Consider the following 12777-nt stretch of genomic DNA (forward strand, 5'->3'; position numbering starts at 1 on the left):
TCGTCAAGGAGGCAGCATTGTCCGTGTCTTGCATCGCCCGAAACGAACTGCGCACCCCCTCGCGCAACACGCGGTTGGAACATGCGATCCGGACCGTGCTGCTCTCCGCCTTCCTTATGGTGCCGGCCCTGGCGGCCGGCGCCGAGGAGGCAAAACCGCCGCTGCGGCTCTGCGCCGACCCGACCAACCTGCCGTTCTCGAGCGACCAACCGGGCAAGCCCGGCCTCTATCTCGAGATCGGCCAGGCGGTGGCGCAGAAGCTCGGCCGCACGGTGAGCACCAATTGGTACAAGTCCTATTTCGGCAAGCGCACCGTACGGGAGACGCTGCTCAGCAAGCAGTGCGACGCCATGGTCGGCCTGCCGCTGATCGACGATTTCATGGGCCCTTCGGTGATCTTCTCGAAGCCGATTGCCCATGAAGGTTACGCGCTGGTCGGCGGCAAGGATCGCAAGCTCGCCGGCATCGACGACCTCAAGGGATTGCGGGTTGCGGTGCAGTATCAGTCGACGCCGCAAAATCTGCTGGCGCTGCGTGACGACATCCAGAAGGTCACGGTGCTCAGCCCGGAGGAGGGCATGGCGGCCCTCGAACAGGGCAAGGCGGACATCGCCTTCATCTGGGCGCCGGTGGCGGGCTGGCTCAACAAGACGACCTATGGCGACAAGTACCAGATCGTGTCGACCGAGGGTGACGGCCTGCTCTGGGCGACCGCGATCGGCTTCGCCAAGGCGTCCGGCGCGATGCGCGATGAAGTCGACGGCGTGCTGCCCTCGCTGCAGCCGGAGATTTCCGCCCTGTTTGCCAAATACGGTGTGCCGGACGGCGCTCCGGTGAAGTTTGGCCAGGCGGATCGGGCAACGACGTCGTCCACTGGCGCGGCCGAGCCGGTGACCGTCGGGCAGGCGGCCGCGGCGGAGAAACCGGTTCAAACAGCTGCAACCACCGGGGATGCCAAGGGTGATGCCACCGCGGGGCGGGAGGTCTTCAACGGCACCTGCGCGCATTGTCACGGCCCGGATGCGGTGCAGGCCGAGCGAAAGATCGATCTCAGGCTGCTGAAGAAGCGCTATGCTGACGACATGGAAACGACATTCTGGAAGACGGTCCATGACGGGCGGCCGGCCAAGGGCATGCCGGCCTGGAAAGACGTCTTCAGCGACGACGAGCTCAGAAACGTATATGCCTATCTGCAGAGTGTGCAGGATAGCGGCGGATCGAACTAGCTGCCGCGATCCGCAATAGAAGCGTTTTCGAGCGAAGTGGACACCGGTTCGCGTGAAGACAACGCGTCAAAATGAGAATCGAGAGCCCCGTTCCGATTCAATCGGAACGGAAAAGGCTCGCGCAGTGCGAGGGTCCTCATGATGAGGTTCCTGATCATCGACGATCACCCCCTGTTTGGGGAGGCGCTTGGCAACGCCATCCGCATCTCGCATCCCGATGCCCGGATCTATGAGGCCACCTCGATCAAGGGCGCGCTTGGTATCCTCGCCAGCGAGCCGAATATCGACCTCGCGCTGCTCGATCTGCTGCTGCCCGACGTGGTCGGCTTCTCCGGCTTCCAGAAGATCAGGGATCGCTATCCGCGGCTGCCGATTGCCATCGTCTCCAGCGAAGAGGACAAGCACACCATCCGCGAGGCGCTGGAAATGGGCGCGGTCGGCTATCTGCCGAAATCGACCTCGCTCGGCGAGTTGTCGCAGGCGATCGCGCGTGTGCTGAGCGGATCGGTCTCGGCGCCGCGGGATTTCGTCGCGGTCGGCGCGCTGGATCAGTCCGAGTCGGCGCGGACGCTGCGCGAGCGGATCCAGAAGCTGACGCCGCAGCAAGTTCGCGTGCTGCATCTGATCATCCGCGGCCTGCAGAACCGCGAGATTGCCTCCGAGCTCAAGCTCGCGGAATCCACGGTGAAGGCGCATGTCACCGAGATCCTGCGCAAGCTGAAGCTGTTCAGCCGCAACAAGGCGATCATCGAGCTCGGCAAGATTCCGCTTCCCGTCTTTGAAGCCAGCTCGGTTGCGAAGGCAGAGAAGGCGCCCTAGGTTGCTGCGCTGCAAGGCGAGGGCATCCGGGATGCTACCTATAGGCTGCCGGTCGGCTTTGAGATAATGTCCTGCGCACAATGGCTGTCATGAGCATCCGAGGGAGGACGGCGCAGCATTGACCACGACCGCGCCCCTGGCGGACGAGCCGCCGGTCGATCAAGCGGGTGCGCCTCGACTGCTGATCGTCGAGGATCACCCGCTGTTCCGTGCTGCCCTGATCGGTGTGATCGGGGCCGAGTTTCCCGACGCCGAGGTGCTGCAGGCGACCTCGATCGATGGTGCGCTCGACGTGATCGCCGCGCGTGACGGCCTCGATCTGATCCTGCTCGATCTATCGATGCCGGGAACCACGGGCCTGCTCGGTGCCTACCGGGTGCGGGCCGCCGCGCCGCGCAGCGCGCTCGTCATCGTCTCGGCACATGACGATTCCCGGATCATCGGCGGCGCCATTTCGCTCGGGATTTCCGGATTCATTCCGAAGTCGACGCCGAAGCTCGAGCTGGCGCGCCTGCTGCGCGGCATTCTCGAAGGCGAGGTGTGTCTGCCGACGCGTTTCCGCGATTCGGCTGCCGCCCGGAAGGGCCAGGCCGACACCAAGCAATTGGTGCAGCAGCTCGGCCAGTTCACCGCGCAGCAGCTACGCGTGCTCGACATGATCTGCCGTGGCCTGCAGAACAAGCACATCGCCTATCAGCTCGATATCTCGGTCACCACCGTCAAGGTGCATGTCTCCGAAATCCTGCGGAAGCTCGGCGTGCGCAGCCGGACCGAGGCCATCATCGCGCTGTCGAAACTGGATTTCGGCAAGCACGACCACGCGCCGGTGACGGCCACGCCGCCCGGTGCGGACTCATAGCCGCGCATTCGACTGCTCGGCCGCCAGCAGGAACGACAGCAGCGAGCGCATCTCGGCCGGCTTGATCGGCTTCTTCAATAGTTCGTGGCCGAAGGCCGAGACGTCGGAAGCGGCCTTGGCCGAGTAGTCGGCGGTCACGATGATCGCTGGAACCTTGGCGTTGATCTCGCCGCGGATCACGTCGACGGCCTGGATGCCGGTCTCGCCATTGTCGAGATGCAGGTCGGCGATGATGGCGTCGGGGATGCCGTCCAGCGCGTGGATGCGCTCGAGCGCTTCCGTCTTGGAGATCGTCACCGCGACGTCGCAGCCCCATTTCTCCAGCAGATGGGCGAGGCCTTCGGCGCTCGACAGGTCGTTCTCGATCAGCAGGATCTTCGCGCCTTCCATGCCGCCATAGCGATAATCGACGCTGGCCTGTTCGCGTACCGGGATCGCAACCGGATCGAGGGTGCGGGGCACGGTGACCGAGAACACCGAGCCCTTGCCGGCGCGCGAACTCAGCCTGATGTCATGGCCGAGCAGGTCGGCAAACCGGCGCACGATCGATAGGCCGAGCCCGATGCCCGCCTTGTCGCCGGCACCGGCGTCGCCACGCTGAAACTCGACGAAGATGGCCTCGCGCTGGGCCTCCGGGATGCCCGGCCCGGTGTCATGCACCTCGATGCAGATGTCGTCGCCCTGGAGGCGGCATCCCATCAGCACGGTGCCGCGCTGGGTGTAGCGCAGCGCATTGGCCACAAGGTTCTGCAGGATCCGGCGCAGCATCAGCGGATCGGAGCGCACCACCGCCGACGACGGCATGATCTTGAAGCCGAGGTTGCGCTTGGCGGCGGTAGCCACAAACTCGTGCTCAAGCGGCTCGAACAGCGAGGCGATCGCGACCGGACCGAATTCGGGCCTGAGCACGCCGGCATCGAGCTTCGAGATGTCGAGCAGCGTCCGCAGCATGTCTTCCAGCGTCGCCAGCGAACGGTCGATCTGATCGGTCAGCGCGCCGCTCTTCGGCTCGCTGGCCATCTCGGTCAGCGCGGACAGCGTCAGCCGCGCCGCATTGAGCGGCTGCAACAGGTCGTGCGTCACCGAAACCAGCACCGATGATTTCAGCGAGCTTGCCGCCTCGGCCTGCTGCTTGGCCTGCAGCAGGCGTCCGTTGGTTTTCTCCAGCGATTGCAGCGCCTGCTTGAGCTGCTGGGTGCGGTCGCGCACCTGCTGATCCAGCGCGATGGCGGTTTCGAACAGCGAGAAAGCGTTGAGCTGCTGGTCGGTCGAACGTTCGACACGCGACATCAGCGCGGCGTTGATCTTGCGCAGCTTCTCGGCTTCGCGTTCGAGGGCCGCAATGCGCGTGGTCTTGCTGTCGGTCATTGCGGCGCGACAGCCCGCTTGCCGATGGCGATGCCGGTCAGCGTCTGGTTGACATGCATGGAGCGATACTGCTCGCCATAGGTCTGAAAGCCAATCACTTTGTTGCGGCGATAGAGCTCCGACATCTCCCGCGACAGCTGGCGCTGCTCGACATCGAGCCGGCGCAGCACGCATTCGAAGCCGATGAACATCGAGACCTCGCCGAGCTCCTCGGTCAGTTCCTGGAGCAGGCGGCTCGTCACGTCGATCGGGTCGCGCTCGCGCGCCACCGTCAGCACCATGCCCTCGTCGATGGCGCAGAAGAATTGCAGCGACCCGTCCGGATTGGTGCGCTGGATCGACCGCGCGTAATAGGCGCCGCCGACACGCACCAGGACCGGATGCGCGGCGAACGAGAACAGTTCGAGCTTGCTGTCGCTGAGGCCGACCGCGCGGGAATATTCCAGCGCGGCGGGCTCGGCATTCAATTCCTTGACGATACGGTGCTCGATGTCGGCCTCGGTCACCACCATCTTGGTCGAGGTCGGCTCGAAATGATCGCATTTGAAGGTGCGGAACGGCAGCCGCGTCCGGATCAGGATCAGGACGGCGGCGTCGGTATGGGCCTGACCGCCGTGGAAGACCCACGACTTCTCGAAGCGCAGGCCGTCGCCGGCGGAGCCGCCGACCACCGGAATGTCGCCGAGCGATGCATAGATCGCCGACATGATGGTTTCCTCACGCTGGCACATGCCGTCGATGAAGAGCAGCCCGAAGGAATCCTCAGTGTGGTCGCAATGCTCGGTGCGTTGCGCGAATTCGCTTTGCAGCTCGGTGCACATCGAGCGGCCGTGATCGACCCGGAACGTCGCGAGATCGAACAGCGGCCGGGCCGCGATGACGAAATCGGCGGCGATAAAGCCCATCGCGACGACGCTGTCCTCATCCCAGCCGCCGGGCGACAGTTCGCCGGCCGTGGTGCAGCCGAAGATCGGAACGTCGGGCATCCGGCTGGACAACTCGGCAATGAACGTTTGCGGGTCATAGAACGGCGAGACGAACACCACGAGCATGGCGAGATCGGCCGCCGCCAATTGGCGCGCGATCTCGTCGGCTGCTTGCCGCGGTCCGTCGGTCTTTGCCTGCACCACGACAATGCTGTCGGTGGCGCTGCCGTTCTGCTTCGCCAAAGGCGTTCTCCCTGACCAGAATTTTTTGTTTTTCTTGGCGCGGCCTGTCGTGACAGCGCGGGTCGTAAGGGCATACGGGCCATGCCGCGATTTGGTTGCGGTCAGGCCTGCCGGTTCTAGGTCGTGAGGGGAAATGTCATGGGCCGGGCGACTTTGCCGGCAGCTGCGCTCGCCGCAAGCGCCAACGGCGCCGCTCGACGCGATGACATGGGACACCTCCCGATGTGTTCTCCCGGCCCGGGCAGGGACAGGTTTGATCGGTTCTAAACTATCGAGCCGGACCCGGGCGTCAATCACCTTGCCCGGCCTCCGAGCCCGACCAAGGTAGTAGCGCGCCGAATTGGCTGATCTGTTGCCCATTTACCGGGCCTTATTGATTCTGCCTTAGTTTTGCCCTCCGGGGGCTGGGGCTGATTGCTGCCGGACCCCGCGTGGTTTTCAGAATGAAGACGGGGGTTGGAATGCCGGGACTCAAGCGATCGCTGTCGATCAGGTTCCCAACCCTCAGATTTCAAGCCAAGATCATGCTCGGCTTTGCCGTCACGCTGGCGCTGTCGGCGGCGACCATGGGCTTTGCCTATATGGGCTTCGAGCGGGTCTCCGCCGGTGTCGGCTCCTACCGCCAGAGCGTCGCGGAAGCCGATCTCGCCCGCAACATCGATCGCGAATTGATCTCCTACCGCTCGCTGGCGCGCTACTACGTCGCCACCGGCAAGGAGGACGACGCCAAGGCCGCGCTCGCCGCCGAGGCCAGCCTGAAGGATGCCATCGTGGCGTCGATGAAGGGCACCACCAATCCGGCCCGGCTCGAGCAGATCACCAAGCTGGAGCGCGAATTCCGCGCCTTCACCAAGATCTTTGCCGAGATCGTCCGTATCAAGGACGACAGCGCGCAGACCGCGCAGAACAGGCTGGTCCGCAGCGCGACCTCGATGCGCTACAAGCTCGACGATCTGCCGAGCAATGCCGATGATTCCGAGCTGCAGTCGATTCAGTTCGGCGCCAAGAAGGTCGCCGACCAGCTGCAGTCGATCACCGGCGCCGTCAACACGTTCGTCGTCAACGGCGACAAGACCGTTGCCTCCAGCGCGCTCGCCCGGCTGAAATTCGCCGACAATCTCGTGAAGGGGATCACCTCGAAGAACGAGCGGATCAGCCAGGGCGTGAAGGACATTACCGGGTTGCTGGAAGAGTACCGCGAGGCGCTGGCCAAGCTGATCGCGAATGCGAAGTCGATCGACGAATTGACCGTCGAGATGACGGAATCCGCGGCCGCCATCAGTCAGGGTGCGGCGGGGATGAAATCCGATCTGCTCGCCGACCAGAAGCGGCTCGAGACCGAATCGCATTCCATGATCGGCGAAACCGAGCAGTTGATCCTGATGCTTGCCGCCGGCAGCTTGGTGCTCGGGCTGGTATGGGCCTTCCTGCTCGGCAAGGGCATTTCGCGGCCGATCGCGGCGATGTGTGCGGCGATGCGCGAGCTCGCGGCCGGCAATTTCGACGTGGTGCTGCCGGGCCTCGGCCGTCGCGACGAACTCGGCGAGATGGCCGGCGCTGTCGAAGAGTTCAAGGTCCAGGCGGTCGCCAAGGCCGAGCGCGATGCCGCGACCCAGGAAGCACAGAACAAGGCGAGCGCCGCCGCACGGCGCACCGAGCTCATTCGCTTCGCCGACGAATTCGAATCCGCCGTCGGCTCGATCGTCTCCAACGTGTCGGCGTCCGCCGTGCAGCTCGAATCCGCGGCCGGGACGCTGACCCGCACCGCCGAGACCACGCAGAACCTGTCGAGCCAGGTCGCCGGCGCCTCCGAGGAAGCCTCCAGCAACATGCAGTCGGTCGCGTCCGCGACCGAGGAGCTGTCGGCGTCGGTCGACGAGATCGGCCGCCGCGCCAAGGAATCCAGCCAGATCGCCGATTCCGCCGTGCGCCAGGCCGAGCAGACCGATGCCCGGATCGGCAAGCTCTCGCGCGCCGCGCAGGAGATCGGCGACGTGGTCAAGCTGATCACGGCGATCGCCGAGCAGACCAACCTCCTGGCGCTGAACGCCACCATCGAGGCTGCGCGTGCCGGCGATGCGGGCCGCGGCTTCGCGGTGGTCGCATCTGAGGTGAAGTCGCTGGCGAGCCAGACCGCGCGAGCCACCGACGAGATCTCCACTCACATCTCGGGCATGCAGGCCGCGACGCAGGAATCGGTCGCCGCGATCAAGGAGATCGGCGGCACGATCGGGCAGATCTCTGGAATCGCGACCAATATCGCAAGCTCGGTCGAGCAGCAGAGCGCGGCAACGCAGGAGATCGCACGCAGCGTGCAAAACGTCGCGCAGGGCACCCAGGAAGCCGCCTCCAGCGTCACCCAGGTCAACCGCGGCGCCACCGAGACGGGAGTCGCCTCCGAAGAGGTGCTGAACTCGGCTCGCTCGCTGTCGGTCGAGAGCTCGCGGCTGCGCGAGGAACTCGACCGCTTCATGGCGAACATCCGCGCGGCGTAGGGCGCGCTGGTCTATCCATCGTCGTGCTGGCGAGGGCCAGGACCCATAACCACCACACGTTATTGTTGCCCGTGCAATTCGCCGCGCGCCCATTGCCATGGCCGCGGCGTATGGGTCCTGGCTTTCGCCAGGACGACAAAATCAATTCCGCACGAACTGTTTCGTCGATCTAGCGACTTCCCTCGCTCTCCCGCATTGCGGGAACCCTTGCCGGGCTGCGGCGTTGACGTCGCGTGGCGGGCGCTCCGTTTGCCGCAATCCTGGGAAAGAGAACCTTGGAACACAACGTTCCGGGGCTTTTCTCATTGGTCGATTCTAATGACACTGCAACGGACACAATTGAGCTCTGCGACGGCGCACGCGGCGATGGCTCCAGTCACGCCAAATGACGGCCGCATCATCGAGACCTCGATCCCACTTCGGCTCGACAATCTCAGCTGGAGCGGCTTCCACACTCGCGTCGTGGCAGCGCTCGGCATCACCTGGATTCTCGACGGGCTCGAAGTGACGCTCGCCGGTGCGCTGTCGGGCGCGCTGAAGGAGAGCCCGACGATGAGCTTCTCCAACGCCGATGTCGGGCTTGCCAGCAGCGCCTATCTCGCCGGCGCGGTGCTCGGCGCACTCGGCTTCGGTTGGCTCACCGACCGGATCGGGCGCAAGAAGCTGTTCTTCATCACGCTCGCGCTCTATCTCTCGGCGACGGCTGCGACCGCGCTGTCGTGGAACGTCGCGAGCTACGCGCTATTTCGCTTTCTCACCGGCGCCGGCATCGGCGGCGAATATACCGCGATCAATTCGACCATCCAGGAGCTGGTGCCGGCGCGCTATCGCGGCTGGACCGATCTCGTCATCAACGGCAGCTTCTGGATCGGCGCCGCGATCGGAGCGGTGAGCGCCATCGTGCTGCTCGATCCTGCGTTGCTTGCGCCCGATCACGGCTGGAGGATCGCCTATTTCACCGGCGCGGTGCTCGGTCTCGTCGTGCTGTTGATGCGGATGTGGATTCCGGAAAGCCCGCGCTGGCTGATGATCCATGGACGCCCCGAAGAGGCCCACAGGATCGTCGCCGATATCGAGACTTCCGTGCTCGGTCACGAACAGCCGGGCGAGGGCTTCGAGAAGATCAAGATCCGGATGCGCGATCACACGCCGTTGCGCGAGGTCGCCGTGACGCTGTTCTCCACCTACCGGCAGCGCTCGCTGGTGGGACTCACGCTGATGGCCGCGCAGGCATTCTTCTACAATGCGATCTTCTTCACTTTCGCGCTGATCCTGACCGATTTCTTCGGCATCGCCGCCAGCAATGTCGGCTGGTACATCCTGCCGTTCGCCGCCGGCAACTTCCTCGGGCCGCTGCTGCTCGGCCGCCTGTTCGATACGGTTGGCCGCCGCACCATGATCGCGCTGACCTATGGCATTTCGGGCGTGTTGCTGGCGCTATCAGGTTATCTGTTCTCGATCGGCGTGTTCAACGCGCAGACCCAGACCATCGCCTGGATGGTGATCTTCTTCTTCGCCTCGCCGGCGGCGAGCGCCGCCTATCTCACCGTCAGCGAGACGTTTCCGCTGGAGGTCCGCGCGCTCGCGATCGCCGTCTTCTATGCGGTTGGCACCGGCATCGGCGGCGTGATTGGACCCGCGCTGTTCGGCGTGCTGATCGACACCGGATCGCGCAACAGCGTGTTCGCCGGCTACCTGCTGGGGGCGGCGCTCATGATGGTCGCCGCAGCCGTCGCGTGGCGCTATGCCGTCGCGGCCGAGCGAAAACCGCTCGAATCTGTCGCGCGACCACTGGCATTTGTGGAGTAGACTATGACGAAGCATGAATTGGCCGAAATGCCCCTGGATGACGACTTCACCCCTGATGCGACGACCGACAATGTGCCGGCGCCGGCATCGCTGATTCCGCCGCTGGATCGCACCGCGGTACTGCTCGACATCGACGGCACTCTGCTCGATTTCGCGCCGACGCCGCGCGAGGTCTGGGTGCCGCCGGAGCTCGCGACCACGCTGAAGCAATTGCATGACCGCACCGGCGGCGCGCTGGCGCTGGTCAGCGGCCGTTCGCTCAACGACATCGATCTGATCTTCGCGCCCGAGCAGTTTCCCGCGGTCGGCGGCCATGGCGCCGAGATGCGGCTGCAGCCGGACAGCGAGGCGGTCGCGGCGCACGCGCCACCACTGGACAAGGAATTGAAGCGCCGCCTCGCCGCGATCGCCAAGCTCAGCCCCGGCATTCTGCTCGAGGACAAGGGCTATTCGCTGGCGCTGCATTATCGGCTGGCGCCGCAGGCGGAGAGGGCGATCTATGAGGCGGTGTCGCTGATCCGCGCCGAGCTGCCGAATGCGCCGATCGAAGTGCTGCCGGGCAAGAGCGTCTGCGAGATCAAGCATTCCGGCTTCACCAAGGCGACCGGCGTGCTCGAGCTGATGACGCATGAGCCGTTCAAGGGACGCCGCCCGTTCTTCATCGGCGATGACGTCACCGACGAGACCGTGTTTGCGATCATGCCCGATTTCAACGGCCTCGCATTCTCCGTCGGACGTCGCGCGACCGGCGTCGCCGGACATTTCGACGGGCCGAGCGATGTGCGCGCGTTTCTCGCGCAACTGCTCGACGATGATAGGGATGTCAGGCTGTCCTAACAGAGTCACATTCATCGCAGCCGAGTCGAATGCGGTGCTTTTGCGTCGTTGCGTCAACCTCGCATGAAATTTTCTTTTCGCGAGTTCCCGCGAGTTCCTTCTCGCTTCGCCAGAATTTGGTTTCATTTGGGAGATTCCTTGGTCAGGAACCATCTTGATGAATGGTTGTTAATACGCGAGTTGACCAACAGGAGGGGACCGGGTGAACCTCGTCGTCGTATCGAACCGCGTCTCGCGCGGAAAACCCAATGAACCCATGACGGGGGGGCTGGCTGCGGCATTGTTGCCGGTGGTGGAAAAGACAGGGGCAATCTGGGTTGGTTCCAGCGGGCGCGTCCGCGACGGGAACCACAAGGAACCTTTTGCAGAGGTCGAAGCTCTCGGTGCGGGCGCACTGGCGATGCTCGATCTGCCGGCCGCGCACTATGGCGGCTACTACGAAGGCTTTGCCAATTCGGCGCTGTGGCCCGCGATGCATTCGCGCGCGGACCTGATTCGCGCCTCGCACGAGGACTATAACAGCTACCGCGAAGTGAATGCGTTCATGGCGCGTGCGCTGTTGCGATTCCGCAAGCCTGATTCCGTGTTCTGGATCCAGGACTATCATTTCCTCGCGCTCGGCGCCGAGCTGCGCGATCTCGGCGTCACGCAGCCGATCGGCTTCTTCCTGCACACGCCGTGGCCGGCGCGCGCGGTGATCGCCGGCGTGCCCAATCATCGCGAGCTGATCGAGGCGATGCTGTCTTATGATCTGATCGGCTTCCAGACCGATGAGGACTGCGAGAACTTCCTGAGCTATGTGCAGAACGATCTCGATTTTGCGGTGCGCGACGGCGTGATCACTTCGTCGTTCGGCCGCACCCGCGCTGCGGTGTTTCCGATCGGGATAGATCCGGGAAAATTCGCGCAGCAGGCGACCAAGGCGATGATGCATCCCGACGTGACGCGGCTGCGGCGCAGCCTCAACGGCGAAAAGCTCGCGATCGGCGTCGACCGGCTCGACTATTCCAAGGGCCTCGTCAACCGCATCAAGGCGTTCGACCGGATGTGGGCGCTGCATCCGAACCTGAAGCGTTCGGTGTCGCTGCTGCAGATCGCAACGCCGTCGCGCGGCGCGATCGAGGCCTATGGCAATCTCGCGAGCGAGGTCGCGAAGCTCGTCACCGACGTCAATGGCGTGCATGGCGAGGTCGACTGGACGCCGATCCGCTACCTCAACAAGGGCTTTGGCCAGGGCGTGCTCGCGGGGCTCTACCGCACCGCGCAGGTCGGCGTGGTGACGCCGTTGCAGGACGGCATGAACCTTGTCGCCAAGGAATATGTCGCCGCGCAAAACCCGGCCGACCCCGGCGTGCTGGTGCTGTCGAAATTCGCCGGTGCGGCCAACGAACTCGACGCAGCGCTGCTGGTCAATCCGCATGACATCGACGGCATGGCGCGCACCTTGGCGACGGCGCTCGCGATGCCGCTGACCGAGCGGCGGATGCGCTGGGAAGCCATGATGGAGAAGCTCAACAGCGGCACCATCCAGCAATGGTTCGCCGATTTCATCGAGGCGTTGCGGGACACGCACAATGCGGGTGCCGCGGCGCTGCCGGAGCCACCCAGCCTGTGGCGGCGCCGCACGGCGGATCTTGCCGCGCGATATCACTGAGCGAGCACTGGCGTTACAGGATGGGCGCGCGTTATTTGCCCATCCGCTACTCCGTCGTCCCGGCGAAGGCAGGGACCCATACGCCGTGGCGGATGTCGTGAACGCGGCTCGTCGTTCCAGCGTGGCGCAACAATCGGTATTTCGCCCCCACGACCCCCGAACAAAGGTAGAAAGCTCGGGGGTAAAGCCCATGCGCCAGGTGCGCAATCGCGTACCCGGGAGTGGCAAGGATCGGCTGATCGATTGTATGGCCTGATTTGCGCCGGTCCTTGACCTGCCAGCGGCCAAAATCGCGTGCCACGGCAAGCGAGGCCGCCGGGCGCCGCTGATCTCATCGCCAATTTACCTAATATTTTCAATCCATTGGGGAAATTTCACGCTCCGGCCCCGCGCTCCCTTGCAAAATCCGCCTCAGCCCTTCAAGAGAGGCCTCCCGGAGAGATGGCCGAGTGGCTTAAGGCGCACGCTTGGAAAGCGTGTGTGCGGGAAACCGTACCGTGGGTTCGAATCCCACTCTCTCCGCCATCTCCGCGATTTTGTG

The 12777-nt window shown here is 64.4% G+C and carries 9 protein-coding genes and 1 tRNA gene; 8 read left to right on the plus strand and 2 right to left on the minus strand.

What is annotated here, in order from left to right; all coding sequences use genetic code 11:
• Window positions 1-23 precede the first annotated feature (23 nt).
• From ACE103_RS01825 to ACE103_RS01835, 3 genes are all read left to right on the plus strand, one after another.
• Window positions 24-1226 (plus strand): c-type cytochrome, encoded by a 1203-nt coding sequence (locus ACE103_RS01825; protein WP_375781306.1) that lies wholly within the window; start codon window positions 24-26, stop codon window positions 1224-1226.
• Window positions 1227-1364: 138 nt separating this feature from the next.
• Window positions 1365-2045 carry a response regulator transcription factor gene (locus ACE103_RS01830; RefSeq protein ID WP_223974509.1) on the plus strand — a complete coding sequence of 227 codons (681 nt, stop codon included), beginning with the start codon at window positions 1365-1367 and terminating at the stop codon, window positions 2043-2045.
• A gap of 118 nt (window positions 2046-2163) precedes the next feature.
• Entirely contained in the window at window positions 2164-2904 is a 741-nt protein-coding gene (locus ACE103_RS01835; protein ID WP_375778108.1) for a LuxR C-terminal-related transcriptional regulator, read from the plus strand.
• Here ACE103_RS01835 and ACE103_RS01840 read toward each other — a convergent pair.
• On the minus strand, window positions 2899-4272 hold the full coding sequence (locus tag ACE103_RS01840; RefSeq protein WP_375778109.1) for a hybrid sensor histidine kinase/response regulator: 1374 nt from the start codon (window positions 4270-4272) through the stop codon (window positions 2899-2901). The two genes, ACE103_RS01835 and ACE103_RS01840, sit on opposite strands and share 6 nt — an antisense overlap.
• Window positions 4269-5441, minus strand: coding sequence for an FIST N-terminal domain-containing protein (locus ACE103_RS01845; RefSeq protein WP_223974516.1), 1173 nt, complete (start codon window positions 5439-5441; stop codon window positions 4269-4271). Before ACE103_RS01845 ends, ACE103_RS01840 begins: the two co-directional genes overlap by 4 nt.
• Window positions 5442-5902: 461 nt before the next feature.
• On the opposite strand from ACE103_RS01845, the gene ACE103_RS01850 reads away from it, so the two are divergent.
• The 5 genes from ACE103_RS01850 (at window position 5903) to ACE103_RS01870 (ending at window position 12761) form a co-directional block, all read left to right on the plus strand.
• Window positions 5903-7936, plus strand: coding sequence for a methyl-accepting chemotaxis protein (locus ACE103_RS01850; protein WP_375778110.1), 2034 nt, complete (start codon window positions 5903-5905; stop codon window positions 7934-7936).
• 366 nt (window positions 7937-8302) lie between these two features.
• Window positions 8303-9745, plus strand: a complete 1443-nt coding sequence (locus tag ACE103_RS01855; protein WP_375778111.1) for an MFS transporter — start codon at window positions 8303-8305, stop codon at window positions 9743-9745.
• Window positions 9746-9748: 3 nt separating this feature from the next.
• Window positions 9749-10582 (plus strand): trehalose-phosphatase, encoded by an 834-nt coding sequence (otsB, locus tag ACE103_RS01860; RefSeq protein WP_375778112.1) that lies wholly within the window; start codon window positions 9749-9751, stop codon window positions 10580-10582.
• A gap of 202 nt (window positions 10583-10784) precedes the next feature.
• On the plus strand, window positions 10785-12236 hold the full coding sequence (locus tag ACE103_RS01865) for a trehalose-6-phosphate synthase (RefSeq protein WP_375778113.1): 1452 nt from the start codon (window positions 10785-10787) through the stop codon (window positions 12234-12236).
• A gap of 435 nt (window positions 12237-12671) precedes the next feature.
• Window positions 12672-12761: transfer RNA gene (locus tag ACE103_RS01870), tRNA-Ser, on the plus strand.
• Window positions 12762-12777 lie beyond the last annotated feature (16 nt).

This window comes from Bradyrhizobium sp. ma5 (genome assembly GCF_042258955.1).
Lineage (GTDB): Bacteria > Pseudomonadota > Alphaproteobacteria > Rhizobiales > Xanthobacteraceae > Bradyrhizobium.